This window comes from Lysinibacillus sp. JNUCC 51 (genome assembly GCF_015999525.1).
Classification (GTDB): domain Bacteria; phylum Bacillota; class Bacilli; order Bacillales_A; family Planococcaceae; genus Lysinibacillus; species Lysinibacillus xylanilyticus.
The window spans coordinates 3219142-3240850 of sequence record NZ_CP065545.1; the positions used below are offsets into that span (position 1 = coordinate 3219142).

General features: G+C 37.6%; 16 protein-coding genes. 12 read left to right on the forward strand and 4 right to left on the reverse strand.

Translation table 11 applies throughout. The features are described from left to right. The first annotated feature begins 140 nt into the window (after nucleotides 1-140). The 7 genes from JNUCC51_RS15510 (at nucleotide 141) to JNUCC51_RS15540 (ending at nucleotide 8246) form a co-directional block, all read left to right on the forward strand. Nucleotides 141-1283, forward strand: a complete 1143-nt coding sequence (locus JNUCC51_RS15510; RefSeq protein ID WP_100545623.1) for a DUF445 domain-containing protein — start codon at nucleotides 141-143, stop codon at nucleotides 1281-1283. Nucleotides 1284-1300: 17 nt separating this feature from the next. Continuing rightward, the gene (locus tag JNUCC51_RS15515; RefSeq protein ID WP_337988782.1) at nucleotides 1301-1645 is read left to right on the forward strand and encodes a YlbF family regulator; all 345 of its coding nucleotides are present in this window, start codon (nucleotides 1301-1303) and stop codon (nucleotides 1643-1645) included. A gap of 217 nt (nucleotides 1646-1862) precedes the next feature. Continuing rightward, the gene (locus JNUCC51_RS15520) at nucleotides 1863-2525 is read left to right on the forward strand and encodes a ribonuclease H family protein (RefSeq protein WP_337988783.1); all 663 of its coding nucleotides are present in this window, start codon (nucleotides 1863-1865) and stop codon (nucleotides 2523-2525) included. 332 nt (nucleotides 2526-2857) lie between these two features. Then, nucleotides 2858-3775: a copper amine oxidase N-terminal domain-containing protein gene (locus JNUCC51_RS15525; protein ID WP_337988784.1), complete on the forward strand. Its 918-nt coding sequence runs from the start codon at nucleotides 2858-2860 to the stop codon at nucleotides 3773-3775. 586 nt (nucleotides 3776-4361) lie between these two features. Next, a complete protein-coding gene (locus tag JNUCC51_RS15530; protein WP_337992245.1) occupies nucleotides 4362-5867 on the forward strand; it encodes a coproporphyrinogen III oxidase in 1506 nt (501 codons plus the stop codon). A 208-nt stretch (nucleotides 5868-6075) separates the two neighbouring features. After that, a complete protein-coding gene (locus tag JNUCC51_RS15535; RefSeq protein ID WP_337988785.1) occupies nucleotides 6076-7215 on the forward strand; it encodes a glycerate kinase in 1140 nt (379 codons plus the stop codon). A gap of 242 nt (nucleotides 7216-7457) precedes the next feature. Then, the gene (locus JNUCC51_RS15540) at nucleotides 7458-8246 is read left to right on the forward strand and encodes an HAD family hydrolase (RefSeq protein WP_337988786.1); all 789 of its coding nucleotides are present in this window, start codon (nucleotides 7458-7460) and stop codon (nucleotides 8244-8246) included. A gap of 296 nt (nucleotides 8247-8542) precedes the next feature. Here JNUCC51_RS15540 and serA read toward each other — a convergent pair whose 3' ends face one another. Further along, nucleotides 8543-10150 (reverse strand): phosphoglycerate dehydrogenase, encoded by a 1608-nt coding sequence (serA, locus tag JNUCC51_RS15545; protein WP_337992246.1) that lies wholly within the window; start codon nucleotides 10148-10150, stop codon nucleotides 8543-8545. An 818-nt stretch (nucleotides 10151-10968) separates the two neighbouring features. On the opposite strand from serA, the gene JNUCC51_RS15550 reads away from it, so the two are divergent. Continuing rightward, nucleotides 10969-12621, forward strand: a complete 1653-nt coding sequence (locus JNUCC51_RS15550; RefSeq protein ID WP_337988787.1) for an FAD-binding dehydrogenase — start codon at nucleotides 10969-10971, stop codon at nucleotides 12619-12621. A gap of 162 nt (nucleotides 12622-12783) precedes the next feature. On the opposite strand, the gene trhO is transcribed toward JNUCC51_RS15550, so the two are convergent. After that, nucleotides 12784-13755: an oxygen-dependent tRNA uridine(34) hydroxylase TrhO gene (gene trhO, locus JNUCC51_RS15555; protein ID WP_337988788.1), complete on the reverse strand. Its 972-nt coding sequence runs from the start codon at nucleotides 13753-13755 to the stop codon at nucleotides 12784-12786. 138 nt (nucleotides 13756-13893) lie between these two features. On the opposite strand from trhO, the gene JNUCC51_RS15560 reads away from it, so the two are divergent. Further along, nucleotides 13894-14676, forward strand: a complete 783-nt coding sequence (locus tag JNUCC51_RS15560; protein ID WP_049668922.1) for an enoyl-CoA hydratase — start codon at nucleotides 13894-13896, stop codon at nucleotides 14674-14676. A 60-nt stretch (nucleotides 14677-14736) separates the two neighbouring features. On the opposite strand, the gene JNUCC51_RS15565 is transcribed toward JNUCC51_RS15560, so the two are convergent. Then, complete coding sequence (locus tag JNUCC51_RS15565; protein WP_132364027.1) at nucleotides 14737-14922, reverse strand: YhzD family protein; 186 nt, start codon at nucleotides 14920-14922, stop codon at nucleotides 14737-14739. A 343-nt stretch (nucleotides 14923-15265) separates the two neighbouring features. On the opposite strand from JNUCC51_RS15565, the gene JNUCC51_RS15570 reads away from it, so the two are divergent. Genes JNUCC51_RS15570 through yhaM form a run of 3 tightly spaced genes read left to right on the forward strand, consistent with a single transcriptional unit; the run spans nucleotide 15266 to nucleotide 20311 of the window. Continuing rightward, nucleotides 15266-16480 carry a metallophosphoesterase family protein gene (locus JNUCC51_RS15570; protein WP_337988789.1) on the forward strand — a complete coding sequence of 405 codons (1215 nt, stop codon included), beginning with the start codon at nucleotides 15266-15268 and terminating at the stop codon, nucleotides 16478-16480. Between the two features lie 4 nt (nucleotides 16481-16484). Continuing rightward, the gene (locus JNUCC51_RS15575; protein ID WP_337988790.1) at nucleotides 16485-19376 is read left to right on the forward strand and encodes an ATP-binding protein; all 2892 of its coding nucleotides are present in this window, start codon (nucleotides 16485-16487) and stop codon (nucleotides 19374-19376) included. Continuing rightward, nucleotides 19373-20311, forward strand: a complete 939-nt coding sequence (yhaM, locus tag JNUCC51_RS15580) for a 3'-5' exoribonuclease YhaM (protein ID WP_100545046.1) — start codon at nucleotides 19373-19375, stop codon at nucleotides 20309-20311. Before JNUCC51_RS15575 ends, yhaM begins: the two co-directional genes overlap by 4 nt. 324 nt (nucleotides 20312-20635) lie before the next feature. On the opposite strand, the gene JNUCC51_RS15585 is transcribed toward yhaM, so the two are convergent. Then, nucleotides 20636-21610 carry a peptidylprolyl isomerase gene (locus tag JNUCC51_RS15585; protein ID WP_337988791.1) on the reverse strand — a complete coding sequence of 325 codons (975 nt, stop codon included), beginning with the start codon at nucleotides 21608-21610 and terminating at the stop codon, nucleotides 20636-20638. Nucleotides 21611-21709 lie beyond the last annotated feature (99 nt).

The window sequence follows — 21709 nt, forward strand, 5'->3', positions numbered from 1 at the left end:
TTAAAATTAATAAAGATGGATAAAAATAGTTAATCTAATAGAGGGAATTTCTTTCGTAGAAAATCATTGCTCTGCTATAATTAGTGCAGCAGGCGACAAAATACGCCAATAGTGAATACAATTGAAATGAGAGGATACTAATGGATAATTTTCTAGTTACATTAATATTTATGGCAGTTATCGGTGCTGCAATCGGTGGTGTAACGAATCACCTAGCTATAAAAATGCTTTTCCGACCACATAAAGCTATTTATATTAAAAATTGGCGCGTGCCATTTACACCAGGTCTTATTCCGAAACGCCGTGACGAATTAGCAAAGCAACTTGGGCTAACGGTTGTGAATTATTTATTAACACCTGAAACTTTTAGAAAGAAATTTTTCTCAAAGGATATTCAGGAAAAGGTAGAACAGTTTGTACAAACAAAGGTAGAAGAAACGATTTTTACAAATGATAAAACAATTCAAGATTGGCTATCATTAGCTGGGTTTTCCAATATGCCAGCAACAATTGAACAAAAAGTAGAAGCAATTGTTGAGGGACAATTTGAATCAGTTAAGAATACACTATCAACGAAATCAATTCGTACACTATTATCAGCAGATATTCAAAATACAATTGATGCAAAGATACCAGTAGCGGTTGATCATATTTTAGAAAAGGGTGAGGATTATTTTTTATCACCTGAGGGAGAACTGACAATTAAGGCGATGATTGATGACTTCTTATCGTCAAAAGGATCACTTGGTGGAATGATTAATATGTTTTTAGGTGATTCTTCGTCGCTCATGTCGAAGGTTCAGCGTGAGCTTATAAAATTTTTACAGAAACCTGGAACATCAGCATTATTAACGAAAATTTTTACTCAGGAATTTGAGAAATTAAAAGATCGCCCAGCAATGGATTTCTTACAGGATATTCGTTTTGAACAAATATTATCGAATTTGCAAACTTACGTAAAAGAACAATTAGCAGTTGAAGAGCGCTTAAATTATCCTATTTCACATTACTGGCCAGAAGGTAATTCATGGATGAAGGAAACAGTTATTCCACAAGCCATTGAAAAAGCTTTTGTAAAAGCTGAAGAGAAATTAGAAGATGTGTTGGAACGCTTAAATTTACAAGAAGTAGTACGTGAGCAGGTTGATTCTTTCCCTGTAGAGAAATTAGAGGAACTTGTACTAGGTATTTCAAAGCGAGAGTTTAAAATGATTACAGTACTTGGTGCAGTTCTAGGTGGATTGATTGGGATTGTGCAAGGGTTAATTGTTTACTTTATTTAAAAAGGAGAATTATGTTTATGATTAATATTTACAATGAAATTAATGCGTTAGAGGGAACTTTTCGTAAAACACCTGAATTTGAAGCGTTGAAAGAAGCAGTGGCTGCTGTTAAGCAAGATGAAGAGGCATTAAATTTATTCAAAAGTTTCCGTAAGGTTCAAATTGACCTACAGAAAAAGCAATTAACTGGCGAAGATATTTTGGAAGATGAGCTTGTCTACGCGCAAAAAACTGCACAGCTTGCACAACAAAATGCAAAAATTTCAGCAATGCTTGAGGCAGAAATGAAGTTAAGTAAGATCATTGAAGAGGTAAACCGCATTTTAATAAAACCTATTCAAGCATTGTATGAAGAATTTTAATTCTAAGTAGAACATCCAAGCGGCGCTAAATGGTGAAGTTCAATAACTTAGCAACAAAACAACATGTTCTATAGTCGAAACGAGAGTCCTGATTAAACAGCTTTCTTAGGCATAAAAATACTAATAGTTGCACATATAACAAGTAAGAAGAAAAACGTGTTTCCGCAAGCCGGAGCACGTTTTCAATTTATGGCTCAATATCATTGGAGGTTATACTATGCATGTAATTATTGAATGGACCTATAAAGCGCAAAAGGGTGCAGAAACTGTTTTGCGCTCAGAAGAAATGCCTGCAGCTCAAGCATTACTACTTGCAGAAGACATGGAGCGAACAGGGAGAGTAAAATCACTGCATTGTGTCGATCGACAGGATACAAATTGGTCTTTAAAGGAACTCAAGGCATATTTAAAGGAAATTGACACTGAGCCACACAATATTACGGTCTATTTTGATGGGGGCTTTGATCGAGGTACAAATCAATCGGGGCTAGGCTGTGTGATTTATTATGAGCAAAATGGCAAGCCATATCGATTAAGACAAAATTCCTTTTCATCAGAGCTTAAATCCAACAATGAGGCAGAATACGCAGCACTTTATTTGGGGTTAGTCGAGCTTGAGCTATTGAATGTTCACCATTTGCCCGTTTGTTTCACTGGTGATTCCCAAGTTGTTATCAATCAATTGAGTGGGGAATGGCCAGCACTTGAAAAGAATTTATCTAGCTGGGCCGATAAAATTGATGCAAAGCTAGAGGAACTTAGTATCCAGCCAGAGTACAAGCTAATATCACGTAAAGATAATTCAGAAGCCGATCGCCTTGCAACTCAAGCATTAAACGGTATTGATATTACAGGATTAAGGGAAATGGTAAAGGAATAAGTATAAGACACTTCAAAAAAAATCACCAGTATTTATGAACTGCGCCCCGCTTGTTAGACACACCATCTAACAAGTGGAGGTGCAGTTTTTTTGTCTAAATTTACTACAGAAGAAAAATTACAAGGGTGTAAACAAGAAATCAACTCTAAGCACTGGTGATAGTCCGATTATTAACTTACTGTTGAAATAATATCCAATTACTCTGTTTGTTATTGTAAATTTTCAAAGATGTTAATGGCAGATAGTTTTATCGCAAATTTTCCAGTTTTAAATGAAACTTTTACCATTCTAAAACTACTACTACTATGAACCTAATAATAAGGAGAGATATTATGAACATGAAAAAATTTGCACCTGCGGCAATGACAGCATTATTATTTGGAAGTGTAGTAATACCAGTTGCTTCGGCAAAAGAAAATTCGACAGAGACAGAACAGCAATTACCACAAATTCAAATTGATCCTGTTCACATTTTCAATACTACTAATGGAACAGTTGAAAAGGTCAATTCTGGTGAGAAAATTACATATTTCACAGTAAAAGATGGCGAGCAAACAAACATTTTAGAGATAACAAAAGATACACTGGTTTTCGATAATACAGGTAAAAAAGTTGAACTTAAAGAAGGGGATAAAATTGTAGCTTATACATTTGCAAACAAGCCACAGAAATTAATTTATCCACCACAATTCAATCCCGATGTTGTCATTGTTGAAACTAAGGAAGCTGGATTTGTTGAAGTTGATTACTTCTTTGAGAACTTAACCAATACGTATGAAATGTTAAAATTAAACATTGGTGAAAACACAGAGCTTTTAAATACGAAGGGAGAGAAAGTTTCTGCTAAAGATTTAAAAGAGAAGAACTTAGTTGTTTTCTATACAGTTTCAACGAAGAGTATCCCAGCTCAAACAACACCTTCGAAAGTAATTGTCCTTGATGAAGAATCAGGAAATACAACAGAAAATACTGTAGATGCAGAGAGAGCAGAAATAATCGCTACAGATTATTATGAAGTCGATGGCACAAAGATGGTTCCATTGCGTTTGATTGCCGAAAAGCTTGGCTATAAAGTGGAGTCAACAGGTAAAGGTGCAATTGTATCGAAAGGTAATTTATCTTACACAATTACTCGTGGAGAAAAAATGTTTGGTTATAACAAAGCATTACGTCCACTTCATGCAGCCCCAGCTTTGTTAGAAGGTAAAACATATGTACCAGTTGAATTTGTAGAGGAATACTTAAAATAATTCAAAAAATCCCTGTAAAGGTAGTATTGCCTTTATAGGGATTTTTTTAAAATTTTAATCCGAATATTACAGTCACGGGAAACTTGGGAGAACGAACAGCGTCTTAATCAGAATTAGCTTGTGCTTAGGCCAGTATATGGGCAGACACGATGTCGGCATTTCGGTAATACGGATGTTTGGATACACGCTGAAAGAAGTTAAACAGAATGTTCTGTTATTATTTGTGGCTTTGCTTAACGTTATAAAAATTTGTTAAACTATTGGTGCTGTAATTTTTAACTTCTTACAGCAAATGTTTTATGTAGCGAAAGCAAAGCGTCAGCTACAGAAGTCTCCCACTTATATAGGTGGTGAGATGAATGAGAATTTAAGCTGTTTTTCAGAGGGTGTCCAAACGCCCGCTGAAAGATAGGAACTCAGTCTAAGAACGCCACGTCCTGTGGCAACGACTGAGTGACCAACTTCGTGTTGGCCCAAAGCCTCCGGCGGATGTCATGGAATCGGAAAGGAGTTCTTTGTGCAAGCACAAAGCCGATTCCAGACGCAATTATGCCAAGGCAAAATTGATGAGAAAAGAGCGAAGAAAATGAAAATTATTCACATAGATCAAAAATATCCTGAGGATTGGATTCGCGTATTAAATCATATTGCGAATTTATTTTTCGAGGATTCAAAGTTAAAAGTAGAGTCTGAAGGAACAGATATGACAGTGTCATTCGAATATAACGTTGGGGATGATTTCTCAATATCTACAAGAGCTGTTCTAGAGGTAGACGGTAAGCGTTATACGAATGATTACCGTATTCAATACGAATCTGGGGCTGAAGGACGTGAATTAAATATTCGTATTAAGCGTGCTTTGTCTCACGTTTTTTTAGATGTGCTAGAGCAACATACTGGAATGCATCAGCAGTGGGGAATTTTAACGGGGGTGCGTCCAACTAAGCTTTACCATAAATTCCGAAAGGCTGGGAAGAGAGAGGAAGAAATTGCAGATATTCTTATTCGTGATTTCCGTCTGTCAGAAGAAAAGGTAGCGCTACTAAAAGAAATAGTGGCTCGCCAGTTAGTGACGATTCCTGATATAGATGAAATCGGGAAAGAAATAAGTATTTATATCGGCATTCCTTTTTGCCCGACTAAATGTGCCTATTGCACGTTCCCAGCCTATGCGATTGGCAGCAATCGCAAACAAGGGCGTGTTACTACATTTTTAGATGGGCTGCATATTGAATTACGTGAAATGGGGAAATGGCTGAAGGATAACAATATGAAAATCACGTCCATTTACTGGGGTGGAGGTACACCGACGTCTATCGAGGCGCATGAAATGGATGCACTCTACCAGACGATGCATGAATCCTTCCCGCATCCTGAAACAATCCGTGAAGTAACTGTCGAAGCGGGCAGACCTGATACGATTACGCCTGAAAAACTAGAAGTGTTAAAAAAATGGGGCATTGACCGAATAAGTGTTAATCCACAATCATATACAGATGAAACACTTAAGGCAATTGGTCGTCATCATACGGTACAAGAAACAATTGATAAGTTTTGGTTAGCGCGTGAATCAGGTATGAATAATATTAATATGGATTTAATTATTGGTTTACCAAATGAAGGAATTGAGGAGTTCCAGCATTCATTAGATGAATCTGGAAAAATGCAGCCTGAATCGCTAACGGTACACACATTATCATTTAAGCGTGCATCAGAAATGACGCGTAATAAGGATAAGTACAAGGTGGCAGACCGTGATACTGTTGCACAAATGATGCATATGGCTCAGGTATGGACGAAGGAAAATGATTATGTACCATACTATTTATACCGTCAAAAAAATATTTTAGGCAATTTAGAAAATGTCGGCTACAGTAAAGCTGGCGAAGAAAGTATCTATAATATTGTCATCATGGAAGAAGTACAGACAATTTTAGGGATTGGCTGTGGAGCATCCTCTAAATTTGTTCATCCTGAAACAGGGAAAATTACACAGTTCCATAATCCAAAGGATCCGGCTGCCTACATCATGACGTTTGAAGAGGCAATCGGTAAAAAAATCGAGTTTTTAGACGAATTATATAAGGCATAAAAATGATGGCAATCTGACTTGATGTTCAGATTGCCTCTTTTATTCCGATAAATCGTGATAATGTTCCGATAAACCTGGAAAACATTCCGATAAAACCACACATTGTTCCGATAAAATAAAAAAACATTCCGATAAATTCTCAGGAAATATTTTAAGCAGAATTTTATAATGATTATAAGCGCCTAACTTAAATAAGTGGAGGTATACAATGAAAGTCGTTATTAGTCCAGATTCCTATAAGGGGACTTTGTCGGCCATCGAGGTGGCTAATGCAATGCAAGCAGGAATCTTAGATGTTGATCCATCGATTGAAACCGTCATTTTACCAGTAGCAGACGGTGGAGAAGGTACACTAGAATCACTTGTTGCCTCAACAAATGGTCGATATATTTTGCATTATGTGCTTGACCCAATAGGGAGAGTAATTGAAGCGAAATATGGTGTTCTCGGTGATAATGAAACATGTGTAATAGAAATGGCCCAAGCATCCGGTATTATGCTATTGCAAGACGGAGAAAAAAATCCTGAGCTTGCATCAACGTATGGAACGGGACAGCTTATAAAGGCTGCTCTTGATGAAGGATTTAGGAAGTTTATTATCGGAATTGGTGGCAGTGCTACAAATGATGCTGGTGTAGGTATGTTAAAGGCACTTGGACTGCAATTAAAAAAAGAAGACGGTACTTTAATTTCTGATGGGGTGTCATCACTATTAGATTTAGCTTCAATTGATGTCAGTCAGCTAGATCCCCGAATAGCTGAAGCAACATTTATTATTGCCTGTGATGTTGATAATCCATTGATTGGAGAGAGCGGGGCAACAGCTATTTTTGGTCCTCAAAAAGGTGTGAAAAAGCATCAAATTGCCTTTTTTGATAGCTGCATAAAACAGTTTGCAGACATTGTAGAAAAGCAATTTAATATCCGACTGCACGACTACAAAGGAGCGGGTGCTGCAGGGGGATTGGGAGGAGCGTTAATAGCTTTTCTAAACGGCAGTTTTCATGCAGGTATTGAGATTGTGATTGAAGCAGTACAGTTAAAAAAGCATTTAGAAGGTGCTGAGTTTGTTATTACAGGTGAAGGAAAATCGGATCGTCAAACATTACATGGGAAAGCTCCCTTAGGGGTGGCGAAGGCTGCAACAATAGCGAATGTACAGGCTGTCTTATTGTCAGGGGCAATAGATGAAAATGATAAACCTGCGTTGCTCGAACATTTTACCGCTGTTGAATCATTAGTAGATGAAAATATTAGTGTTCAGCAGGCAATGCAAGAACCTTATTATTTTATTCGCGTGAAAACAAAAAGGATCTTTGAGTCTTACCTGCAAATGGGAAAGGATTAATGCCAGAACAATGATAGGTACGGTAGAGAGCAGCCCATGGTTAGCTCTCTTTTTTATATAATAGAAAAATAGAAAAAAAGTAAGTAGAAAGCGTCCAGCCGGAACGGAAATCACTCCCACGTTATGGTGATGAGCCTATATTTAACCGGCCAAATTGAGACGAAAATACCTAAAACGCTATGCTAAATATTTTGAATATATGCTAAAATAATTATATTAATAGGAAGCTAGGAGCTGACACAATGTCAATTAACACAATTATTTTTGATTTAGATGATACGCTATTATGGGATAAAAAATCCGTCAAAACAGCATTTGAGAAAACATGTGAATATGCAGCAACAATATATAATGTAAATCCGGCTGAGCTAGAGGAAGCTGTTCGTAAAGAAGCGCGTGCACTTTACGAAGGCTATGAAACGTATGATTATACGGTGTTAATTGGCATTAACCCATTCGAAGGCCTTTGGGGAACATTCGACGATCCAACAGATTCTTTCCAAAAAATGAAAAATATCGTGCCAGGCTATCGTACAGAAGCATGGACAAAAGGCTTAGCAGCTCTTGGTATTGATGATGCACAACTAGGGGCGGAGCTAGGGGAGCGTTTTGTGGCAGAGCGTAAAGTATCTCCATTCTTATATGAAGATACTTTTGAGGTGCTAGATAAGCTGAAAGGAAAGTATCAACTCGTATTACTGACAAATGGAGCACCAAGTTTACAAAATTTGAAGCTAGAAATAACACCAGAAATCGCACCGTATTTTGACCATATAATTATCTCTGGGGACTTTGGTAAAGGAAAACCAGATGCCTCTATTTTCGAGTATGTAATGGAGAAAGCAGGTATTACAGCAGACGATGCGATCATGGTTGGAGATAATCTAAATACTGATATTTTAGGCTCATCTCGTGTTGGTATGCGCAACGTTTGGATTAATCGTGAAAACAATGTACCAAATGGTGTTGTTACTCCAACATATGAGGTTGATTCTTTAACTGCATTATTAGAACTGGTAAATAAGCTGTAAGTAAAAAAGTACTGATTCATGAAAGAATCAGTACTTTTTTGTTTTTTGAAGTATATCGAAAAACTTTACAATCATTTTAAAAAAAGCTCATCACCGTAAAATAGAGTTGATTGCCGTTTCCAACTAGGCGCTTTCCTCGCGAGGCTCGCTCCAGGGTCTCATCTGTGATGATGAGACCAAATTGTTTTTAGTTCGAATCGCAAAAGTAAAACCGCATGAAATCAAAGTTTTTAATTTGATTTCATGCGGTTTATTAATTTTTATAGAATTTTACCCAGCCTATATAAATCAATATATTATAGGTTAATAGCTTTTACTTCATCAATATTTTCAAGCTTTGCAACGAATGTTAAATCTTCTTCTGTTACAGCATTGTCGATTGTTAGCATCATGACAGCTGTACCGCCAACTTGTGCACGACCAACTTGCATTGTTGCGATGTTTACATCTTTTTCTGCTAGCTTTGTAGCTACGCGGCCGATTGCACCTGGTTTGTCAGTATTTTTAATGTAAAGAAGGTGACCTTGTGGAATAACGTCAACAACATAGTCTTCTACTTTAACGATACGTGCACCTAAACCATTTAATAATGTACCAGCAACTGTGTGTGTTTCGTTTACTGTTTTAATTTCAATCGTAATTAAGCTAGTGAAGCCTTTAGCAGTTGTTGTTTTATGCTCATTAATTTTCATGCCGATTCGTTCAGATAGGTAGCGAGCATTTACATCATTAACATGATTACCGTGGTTTTTAGCTAATAAGCCTTTTAACGCGTTTGACGTTAATGGACGTACATCATAATTTGCTACTTCACCAGCATAAGATAAGTTGATTTCTTTTACAGGCTCAGTTGTAAGTTGAGATAAGAATGAACCTAGTTTTTCAGCTAATTCAAAGAAAGGCTCGACTTGTGCAAGTAACTCTTTTGGAATAGATGGCATGTTTACTGGGTTAGTTACAGTACCTGTTTTATAGAATTTAATGATGTCGTTTGAAACGTCAACAGCAACTGACTCTTGTGCTTCAATTGTAGATGCACCTAGGTGAGGTGTTGCGATTACTTGTGGTAAAGTAAGTAGCTTGTGATCTGTTGCTGGTTCAGATACGAATACGTCAAGAGCAGCACCCGCTACTTTACCTTCTACGATTGCATCGTATAAATCGTCCTCATTGATAATACCGCCACGTGCACAGTTAATGATACGTACGCCATCTTTCATCATAGCGAATTTTTCTTTGTTAATAAGATTGCGTGTTTCAGGAAGAAGTGGCGTGTGTACTGTAATGAAATCTGCAGTTGCACAAATTTCTTCAACTGTTGATTTTGTTACCCCTAACTCTTTAGCGCGTTCATCTGTTAGGAATGGATCGTATGCCATAACGTTCATGCGTTGACCTTTTGCACGATAAGCAACTTCAACACCGATACGACCGAAGCCTACAACACCTAAAGTTTTATTTTTAAGCTCAACTCCAACATAAGATTTACGATCCCATTTACCGTTTTTAAGTGTATTGAATGCTTGTGGGATGTGACGAGCAAGTGAAGTCATCATTGCAATAGTGTGCTCAGCAGCAGAGTTAGTGTTGCCGTCTGGTGCATTTACTACGATAATGCCATGTTCAGTTGCAGCAGTTAGATCAATGTTGTCTACACCAACTCCAGCACGTCCGATAAGTTTTAAGTTTTTAGCCGCTTCAATTACTTCGCGTGTTACCGTTGTTTGAGAACGTACTAGTAAAACATCTACATCCGCAATTTTTGCGATTAATTCTTCTGGTGCAAGACCAGTATCAACGATGATATTTAAGTCTAAATCTTGTTCTTGTCGTAATGGGAAAATACCATCTTCACTTAGTGGATCAGCGATGAATACGTTAATTGTTTTAGTTGCAGTAGTCATTTGAGTAGTCATTTGTAATTAGCTCCTTTTAATTAAAAAATGTTAGTGTTCTTTATATACAAAACAGTCTGAATTTTGTAGAGATAGTACATCTTACAGCATATACAAATCTCCTTTTACAAAATGAAGATAAAAAAAGCCCTCCGCGCCTTACAAACACAGATATTGTGTTGTAAGGGGCGAAAGGCTGAAAAAACATTGGTTCGCGGTACCACCCTTAATCACTGCTTGAAAGATTTCTAGCAGTCTTAGCTATATGCGTAACGTGCATGTGACGGATAAGCTTACTTTGGAGATGTTCGGCTTATCTATTCAGGAGTGGAACTATTATCGTAGAAATCACTGATTTACACCAACCATCAGCTCTCTTTGGATTTTCTCGCGACTAGCGTGTCTCCGTCGTTATATTTCCGTGTGATTTAATTGTTAACATCATAATCCTTATTGTTCACCTTTGTCAACAATATTTCTAAAAAAGATTAAAAATATAGACTTAGGAAGTCTGAGAATCATCTAAAAACGAACATTAAGTTGTTTGGTTGTGATTATCGTTCGTATTCCTAGAAAGGACAATGAAAGCGCTATCGATAGATGTTAAGTCAGAATACATGGGCGTTTAACAAATATTTGAGGTAGAAAATTATATGGGAAAATACTGGTATTAAATGGATTGTGTGAATGGGAACTTTCTTTGTTTAGTGGAGGAAAGCGAACATTTTTTCTTGTCACATTTTTGTCAAATTTACAATGTGTAGAAGGTAAACGATCCGTTGGAGAAGAATGTAAGTAATGAAAGATTGATTTTTAGGGGGGATTGAATGATGTATGATGTAGCAATTGTCGGTGCAGGACTGGCAGGATTAGTAGCTGCCTGTGAGTTAGCGGATGCAAAGAAAAAAATTGTTTTAGTAGATCAAGAACCTGAAAATTCAATGGGAGGACAGGCATTCTGGTCCTTTGGCGGTATATTTTTAGTAAATTCACCCGAGCAAAGAAGGCTTGGTATTAAGGATAGTAAAGAGCTAGCATGGCAAGATTGGCAAGGAACGGCCGGCTTTGATCGCTTGGAGGATGAAGATTCGTGGGCGTATAAATGGGCCAAGGCTTATGTAGATTTTGCAGCTGGTGAAAAATATAGTTGGTTAAAGTCTAAGGGTATTAAGTTTTTCCCTGTCGTCGGTTGGGCAGAACGTGGGGGATCATTAGCAGGAGGTCACGGAAATTCGGTGCCTAGATTTCATATTGTTTGGGGAACTGGACCAGGTATTGTAAAGCCTTTTGCTGAAAAAGTGAAAAAGGCCATAAAGGATGGATATATAGATTATAAACCAAGACATCGTGTAGATGAGTTTATTCAACAAGATGGCAGGATTACAGGGATTAGTGGAACAGTTTTGGCTCAAAGCTATGCAACTCGCGGTGAAAAAAGCTCTAGGTTAGGCATTGGAGAATTTTCTTATAAAGCGGGGGCGGTTATCGTGGCGAGCGGTGGGATAGGTGCAAATTTTGATTTAATCAGAAAAAATTGGCCTGCTCGACTTGGTACACCACCTAAAAATATGGTCAGTGGTGTACCTGCTTATGTAGATGGCAGAATGTTAGAAATTACTGAACATGCGGGGGGACGTATCGTTAATCGAGACCGCATGTGGCATTATACAGAAGGCTTAAAAAATTGGGACCCTATTTGGCCAAATCACGGCATTCGAATTTTACCTGGCCCTTCATCATTATGGTTTGATGCAGAAGGAAATCGATTTGGAGCACCAAATTTTCCTGGTTTTGATACGTTAAGTACATTAGAGGCAATTCAAAAAACAGGTTATGATTATTCGTGGTTTATTTTAACTGAAAAAATTATTGAAAAAGAATTTGCATTATCTGGCTCTGAACAAAATCCTGATTTAACAAATAAAAGTATTAGCGATGTTCTTAAACGTGTTTTGCCAGGAGCACCAGGTCCAATTCAGGCATTTAAAAATCATGGAGAGGATTTTGTTATTGCTAATGATTTAAAGGAGTTAGTTGAAGGAATGAATAAGTTGGCTGGCAATGATCTTCTTGATTTTATCAAAATAAAAGAGCAAATTTTAGCAAGAGATCGTGAAATGGACAATAAATTTACAAAGGACTTACAGGTTAATGCTATCCATGGTGCAAGAAACTATGTTGGTGATAAATTTGTGCGTGTTGCGAAGCCCCATAAAATATTAGATCCCCGAAATTGGCCACTAATTGCGGTCCGTTTAAATATTTTAACGCGTAAAACATTAGGGGGCTTACAGACAAATTTGAATGGTGCTGTGTTAGGGATAGATGGTCAGCCTATACAGGGTTTATTTGCAGCTGGGGAAGTTAGTGGTTTTGGTGGTGGCGGTGTACACGGTTATCGTGCTTTAGAAGGGACTTTTGTTGGTGGTTGTTTATTTAGTGGTCGACAGGTAGGGCGTTACTTGGCAAAAGGACAATGAAGCCAAATTTAAGTGCGATTTAGAAAGCCATAGAGAGAGGGAAAAATCGCTCGGGTACTAAAAATATCTGCTCAGGTGAACGCACGATCACTCGCCATTTACAGACAAGGAAGAGTAACTCGAAAAAAAGAGCATCATCTCAATGGATGATGCTCTTTTTTCTTATAAAGAGGAATTTTGAACTTCAGCGATTTTAGCGATTTGTTCCTCAATCTGCTCTTTTGTCCAACCATTCTCTTCAACAAAGAAGTTGCGTTCTGCGCGGCGGCATTCGTCTGAACAGCTACGCATATAGAAGGACTCATGCTTTTCCTCGCAAAGCATTAATTTATGGCATTCAGGATTTGCGCAGTTTGTATAACGTTCTGTCGGTTCACCAGTGAAGAAATCCTTGCCGACAATCACATGCTCAACCTGATTAATCGGTACACTACGACGTCGATCAAAGACAAACATTTGTCCATCCCATAGTTGACCTTTTACCTCAGGGTCTTTAGCATACGTTGCAATTCCACCGTGTAACTGACCAACACTTTCTCCATAGCCTTCACGTTTTAACCAGCCAGAGAATTTTTCACAGCGAATACCACCTGTGCAGTAAGTTAAAATTTTCTTATCAGCAAAATTTTCTTTATGAGCTTCCATCCAAGCAGGTAGGTCACGGAAGTTTTCAATATCTGGACGCACGGCACCACGGAAATGACCAAGGTCATATTCATAATCATTACGCGCATCAATAATTACCGTATTATCCTCTTGCATACGTTCCATAAATTCTTTTGGAGATAAATAATCTCCTGTTATTTCTAAAGGATTAATATCATCATTCAAACCAAGGTGTACAATCTCTCTACGAGGGCGCACATGCATTTTTTTAAAGGCATGTCCTTCAGTTTCATCAATTTTCCACATAATATCGCTAAAACGAGGGTCTGCCTTCATATGATTCATGTACGCATCAGTTTGCTCGATCGTACCTGAAACCGTTCCATTAATCCCCTCATATCCAACTAAAATACGACCAAGAAGCCCGATTTCTTGACAAACTGCTAAATGTTCCTCTGCGAATGCCTCAGGGTCTTCAATAGCTATATATTTATAATAAAGTAATACACGATAGTCTTTCTGTGTCACAATTATTAACCACCTTTAAATCAATGTTCGTCCTTAAATATAGCATATCAATTGCTATTTTGCGTAGGATAGAAGGAGTTTTCTAAAAAAACACGAATAGTACATAGTGAATGACTATTCATATCTGGGGGTGTTGGGATGGAATTTTCAACGATTACATTAGAAAAATTAGAACGACGAGCAACATTAACATTAAATCGACCACATGCAATGAATGCCATGGACGATGTGATGATGCGTGAACTAGCAGAATGCTTTGAAGCACTACAGCAAGAGCAAGAAATACAAGTTCTCGTTATTCGCGGGGAAGGAAAAGTCTTTTCTGCAGGTGGCGATATTAAAGCGATGCTAGATCCAAATAAACCACTAAATATTGATGAGGCAATGGTTTATTTAACACGTATTGTCAAAGCGTATTACCAGCTACCGATGATCGTCATTGCGGCAGTCCATGGAGCATCAGCTGGATTAGGCTTTAGTCTAGCTTTAGGGGCTGACATAGTTGTGGCATGTGAAAATAGTAAGCTCGCTATGAATTTCATAGGTATAGGGCTCATCCCTGATGGTGGCGGCCATTTCTTTATGAAGGAACGTGTGGGTACTGTTAAAGCTAAACAAATGATTTGGGAAGGTAAGGTATTAACTGCATCGGAAGCACATGATGAAGGATTAATTGATTATGTTGCACCAGATGGGACTGTTTTTGCAATTACTGACCAACTAGTTGGAAAAATGCTTGCTTCTCCAATTGCATCGATGATTACGACTAAAAAAATTCTACATGCTCAAAATTTACCTCAATTAGAGAGTATTTTATCGATGGAAGCAGCGGGGCAAGCAGCAATGCGTAAAACTGCCGATCATTTAGAGGGAATCCATGCATTTGTAGAGAAAAGAGCACCTGCCTTTGCAGGAAAATAAAAGCTAAAATGAATAAAAGGCGCGTAGAAAAGTTTACTACGTGCCTTTTATTAGTCATTTTTAGACATGGAATAATATTAATTTACCTGAGGAGTTCACAAGGCGATGAGTTTTGTTGGCAACACCTTTTTCTTCGATTTGTTGTAAACCGTTGATTTTTGCAGCCTCATCGTTTTCGAATGTCCATGTTTCATCAAACAATGTTTCCCCAGTTTTTTCGAAAGCTGTAAAACGATAATTCTCCATACAAACCCCACCCTTTACATAGATATATATCTATTATACATAGAAGATTTATAAACTTCACGGTAAAACTAGCAGAAATTCGATAAATTATGAAAGTTATGTAAAATTCGAGGCAATACTATAAATGAACATTCTTTGAATACATTTCTCATCTAGCGTGAAGTATGATAAAATAGAACAAATATTCGGTTTCGGTATGTTTCACGAATTTCTCATTATAGAAATGAGATAAATAGCAGGTAGTAATTATTGAAGTAGCAACCCCAATGTACTGAATAAAGTACTACATTGCGAGTGATGAAAGAATGATCACAAAGTATAGATTATTTATAGAGGTGATTGGATGTCAGCAATTCGTTTTTTCCATATGGCGGATTTACATTTAGATAGTCCATTTAAGGGCTTATTTGGTTTACCTGAGCAAAGCTTCAAAAAGATTCGAACAAGTACTTTTGAAGCTTTTGATAAAATTATTCAAAAAGCTATTCAGGAGAAACCTGATTTTTTATTGATTGTCGGTGATATTTATGATGGTGAAAATCGTAGCTTGCAGGCACAAAGACGATTTCAGGAGGCTATGGAGAAACTCTTTCAGCATAATATCCCGGTCATTTTAAGCTATGGTAATCACGATCACTTAAATGGTGCTTGGACACGCTTTTCTTTACCGAGCAACGTTTATGAATTACCAGCTGAAACAAGTGTTGTGCAATTAAAAATACGTGGTCAGCAAGTTAATATATATGGCTTCAGCTATAGTGACCGTCATATAACGAAATCAATGATCGATAGTTATCCAGTAGCACAAGACCAGCATGCTATTCATATTGGTATGCTTCATGGGAGTGAGGCTTGCGATACCTCACATGCTGTTTATGCCCCGTTCACAAAAGATCAACTTCTTGAAAAAAACTATCATTACTGGGCTCTAGGGCATATTCATAAACGACAACTTTTACATCAAAATCCACCGATTGTTTATCCAGGCAATATTCAAAGTCGACATCGGAAAGAACAGGGGATCAAAGGCTTCTATGACGTAACCTTGACACAAACTTCTACTGATCTGGAATTTGTGCCGACATCTGCTGTTGTTTATAACGAGGTAGAGGTGGATTGTACAAGTGTGTTTCATGCAAATGAACTACTAAAAAAATGTGAAGAAGCATTGATGCTTAATCGTCAAGAGTATGGAGCATCTGTTGTTGAGCTCAATTTAAAAAATATAGATGAACAATCACAATCTTTATTTGAACATGCTACAGTTGATGCATGGCTAGAAACTATTAGAGAAGCTGAAGATGGGATGGAACCGATGTGCTGGGTTCAAAAGCTCGTGTTACATCAATCGTCTGTATTGTATGAGCATACTGCTGCAACTGAATCGGTGATGAATTTAATGGAGCAATGGGATATTTCTGAATGGAAGGATATTTTAAAGGAATTATACCAACATGCTGGTGGTGCAAGACTAATTGAGCCTCTAACAGAACAGGACGTTAAAAATTTAATGCACAACGCGCAAGAATTATTAGCAGAAGAAATTCAAAGGGTGTGAATACATGCTAACGATACAAAAAATCCAAATTTATGGCTTTGGTAAGCATGAAAACATCACCATTACTTTACCTGAAGGTGTTACCATTTTTTTCGGTGTGAATGAAGCGGGTAAAACGACCATTCAACAGTTTATTTTACAAATGCTTTTCGGATTTCCCACGAAACAGCAGACACAACGGAAATATGAGCCGAAAGTATCGACTAAATTCGGTGGTCAGCTTACGATTTGGCACCCGGCGTATGGGCAATGCACGATAGAACGTATTAAAGGAAGGGCGGCTGGAGATGTCACTGTTTATCTAGAAGACGGAACAATTGGGCATGAGGAGCAGTTGGCAAAACTATTATACGGTTATTCAAAAGCCTCCTTTGAGTCCATTTTCTCTTTTTCATTACATGAGCTTCAGGGTATTGAAAAAATGTCAGAGGAAGAGCTCACACATTTGTTGCTTGCCTCTGGGACAACAGGGATTCAACAGCTATCGTCTCTAGAAAAGAAATTGGACAAAGATGCTGGTGAGCTTTTTAAAAAAACTGGCAAAGTGCCACTTATTAATCAAAAATTGGAGCATTTAAAAAAGCTAGAACGCACCATTAAACAAGAGCAAGGTAATATTCAGACCTTTGAGGATAAATTATTACAATTACAACAACTCGAACAAAGGCTTGAGGGGCTATATAGCCAACAAAAAACTCAGCAGCAAAATTGGCAGCAACTCACAATTCTTCAGCAGGCTATGCCACTTATAAAACAGCAAAAAGCCTTCGAACAGACCCGGAAAAGCTATGAACATGTGCAGTTTCCTCCAGAAGGGATCCGACGATATGAGCAATTAAAGGATCGGCTTATGCATGAAACACTACAAATGCAGCAGCTAAAGGAGCAGTATCAGGAACTACAAAAAAAGCTACAATTAACGGTGGACGAGCAGGCTATTATTGAAATGTCTCGACTTTTGAATAAGGAAGCGACGTGGAATCAGTTAGTAGTAAAGGAACAAAACTTAATGGATGAGCTGTATTTAATCGAGCAAGACATAGAAGCGCAGTTTCGTTTATTAGGTGTTCAGGAAAAAACAGCGCAAGATATTCTGCTTGAGGAAACAGTATCATTACAGCAAGAGGAACAGTTTCAACAACAGTTAAGCCTACTAGAAGAATCAGAAGAAGAGCTGAAATTTCATTTGCGTTCGATAGAGCAAATACATGCAGAGTTAGATACAATTGCTCAACTGAAACAGCAGCTTCAACAGGAGTCATTATCTACGGAGGAAGAACATATTTTAGCACAGTGGCCTCAGCGTAAGCGAGTGCTTGAACAATTACGTTACGGAAGGTCACAACGCTCGAAACAACAACAACCAAGTGTTTTTATATTTATTGTGTTAGCCATAAGTATGCTTGTGTTTATCTACGGTGTTATGGAAAAAAATATGGCTGTAATCGTTGTAGGAGCGGTTATGTCGCTGATCATTATTTTATATATGAAATTTGCTAGACAAGCATATGAAGCGCCGAGTAGACAACACAGTCAGCAAATACGTGAGTTAGAGCAGGAGGAAAATATTGCTCAAGCCATCCTGCTGAAAAAACAAAGACTTGAAGATCGCTTAATCCATGTAAATGAGCAACAGCAAGAAAAAGAACGTCAATATGTGAAACTTGAATATAAAATTCAGCGGGCTGAGCAGGTGAGCGAAGAGGCCACTCAGTCGCTTCAACATTTTTTAGGGCGCTATCGGTTAGAGGGGAATATACCGAAAACATTATTACCCGAGCTGTTTATGCGTATTCGTGGTGCTCAAGAGTTGGCAGCAAAAAAGAAAAGTACATTTACTCTTCTACAATCGGTACAAGCGGAGAAAATCGAGCTTCTAGATCAAGTACAGCAAGTCTTACATGTAGAGTATAGTGAGCAAGAAATCTTTATGCATTTACGTAATACATTCCTTACTTTACAGCAGGAGCAACAGATATCCCATCAAGCGAAAGAGCAGTTGACTAACCTTCAGACCAAAATTCAAGGAGTTCAATCACATATAGATAGCTATGAGTCTGAAATTACTCAGTTATTTGATGCTGCGAATGTTCAATCAGAGAAGGGTTATTATGAAACTCATGAACAATTTGAGCAACTGCAAAAAATAGCAACAGAACTTCAAGCCATTCAGAGTCAGCTAGTCTCACTGAAGGTAGACAGCGAACAGTCATTAATAGACGAGGAACAGCTTAGGGAAAAACTCCTTGCTTTAGAAGAAGAGCGTAGCACAATGCAGGGAGCCATAGATCATTGCTTAGAACAACGAGCGACACTACAAATCCAAAAGGAAAATCTTCTAAATGACGAGAAATACGGTCAATTGCTTCAGCAGTTTGAAGAGGAGAAATCAGTGTTGCAACAGCTAATAGGGCAATGGGCTACAAAAAAGGCATTGGCTACTGCGATTCATGAAACATTGTTCCGCTTAAGAGAAGAAAAACTACCGTATGTTTTGACAGAGGTTAATACAATATTTAATTTGTTAACAGGTGGACGTTATGAGAAGCTTTTAATTAATGATGAAGGTTATTTTGTTACACAGGATGTTTCTGGATTACGATATCAAATGGCAGAATTATCACAGGCAACGAAGGAGCAAGCTTATATTTCGTTGCGTATGGCACTAGCAAAAACACTGACAACTTCTGCTCCATTTCCATTTATTATGGACGATCCTTTTGTCCATTTTGATCGAAACCGTACAGACAAAATGGTACAATTAATGAAAGAAGTAGGATATGAACGTCAAATTTTATATTTTACTTGCCATGACGAAATGCTTGAACATTGGCAGAAAGACCAAATAGTCGATGTAGGAGCACTAGCAAATGAAAGGGGAGTGGCGTCAACATGAAGGGTATTACGACGCTCCAGGTTGGAGAATCAGTTGATCAATTTTTATTAATTAAACAGGCGACAAAAGGGGTTACCACGGTTGGAAAGCCATTTATGTCACTGTTATTACAAGATAAAAGTGGAGATATTGAGGCAAAGCTATGGGATACAAATGATGATCATGAAAAAATGTATCACGCTGAGGCAATTGTCCGTGTAGGTGGAGAAATTCATGACTATCGTGGCAAAAACCAATTGCGTATAAAATCAATTCGTGTAGCAAAACCAGAGGAGGGAGTTGCTATTAATGATTTAGTTCCTTCCTCAGCAACTCCAAAAGAAGAATTATATGAAGAATTGACGCAATTTTTCTTTGATATTAAAAATCCGAATATATCTCGAATTACACGTGCAGCTATTAAAAAACATCAGGATGCTATTTTAGTTTATCCAGCTGCAACGAAAAATCATCATGATTATGCGTCCGGTTTACTGGATCATATGGTGTCAATGTTGAGACTCGGAAAAGCAATTGCTGATTTATATCCGACATTAAATCGAGATCTGTTATATGCAGGGATTATTCTGCATGATGTCGGTAAGGTTGTTGAGCTATCAGGGCCTGTTGCAACAATGTATACTGTTGAAGGGAATTTACTTGGTCATATTACTATTATGGTCAATGAAATTGCCAAGATTGCTAGTGAACTAGAGATCGAGGGCGAGGAAGTCATGCTATTGCAACATCTGGTGCTATCTCACCACGGTAAAGAAGAATGGGGCAGCCCGAAAAAGCCGATGATTCAGGAAGCAGAGATCTTGCATTATATTGATAATATTGATGCAAAGATGAACATGCTAACACGAGCATTGGGCAAAACAGCGCCAGGTGAATTTACTGAGCGACTATTCCCGCTTGATAATCGATCGTTTTATAAGCCGTCTATTAAATAAATGTAGATTTGAGGCTTCATAGGGCATGCTTTGTCTATAAGTTAATTGGATTCAAGTATAAGCGACAGCGTCACAGATGAGCCATCTAGTATAAAAGAAGGTTAAAAGCATCACATCAAGTGATAACACTTTTGTGAAAAAATGAAATAACATTTAAAAAGAAGGAGGATTCATTTTGATTAAACTTTATTCAAAAATGAATCCTCTTCTACGTATTTTCAAGATACTTTTAATTAATTTTATTTGAAATCGACTGTATATAAAAAGGGTTACGCCTGTATAAGCGTAACCCTTTTTCATATAGTAAAATAACAACTACTTAGATTATTTTTTGTCAGTATCTTCAGCTTTGTCGTCTTTACTTTCTTTTTCAGCTTTTTCTTGAGCTTTTTTAACAGCTTCTTCTTGAGCTTTAGCTTGCTCCTCACTTGTTGTTGTAAGGGCCTTGATAGCAGGTTCTAATTCTTTATCAGATGTTTTAATATCAGCATCTTTTGCCATTTTTGCAATGATATCTTTAAGAACTTTTTGATCTTCACCTGTTTGCGCTAATTTTTGCAGCATTTGTGAACGGATGTTTGCTTCTTCGTCTTTGAATGAGCCAACACCTTTGACATCACGCTTGTCCGTAATTTCAATAACGTGGTAACCAAAGTTTGTTTTAACTGGTTCACTTAATGTTTTTAAAGGAAGGGCATAAGCAGCATCGTTAAACTCATCTACCATTGCACCAACAGAGAACCAACCTAGCTCTCCGCCATTTTTTGCAGAGCCAGTATCAGTTGAGTATTCTTTTGCTACATCCGCAAAAGAAGCGCCGCCTTTAATTTTTGCAATGACTTCTTTAGCTGTTTTCTCATCTGCTACTAAAATATGACGACCATTTAACTCAGTTTTCATTTGCTCATAATGTTTTTTTACATCTTTTTCTGTAAAAGCTTTATCTTTTAAAGCCTTTTCTGAAAGAAGTTGAACACGTAAAGCATCTTTATAGCCTTCTTCAGTTAAACCACTCTCGGCAAGTGCTTGTGCAAAGTCACCACCGAATTGTGAAGCAGTTGCGTCATATGCCTCTTTGATTTCTTTATCTGATACTTTGTATTTGTCAGCTAAAACTTTTTCAGTCAACATTTGAGAAAGTATATGAGAACCGGCTAAATTTTTTGATGTTTTGTTAAAGTCAGCAACTGTAATGTCGCCTACTTTTGAAGTTGCAATCGTTTTGTTGTCTCCTCCGCTACAAGCACCAAGCGCTAATACCGAAGCAGCTAATGTTAAAGATAATACTGTCTTTTTCATAGTGGATATTCTCTCCTTACAATGGTTTCGTCCATTTTTTACTATAACATAAACGTTTTAAAAACAAAATGGTTCCCCCTTGAGTATAGCCTATATTTC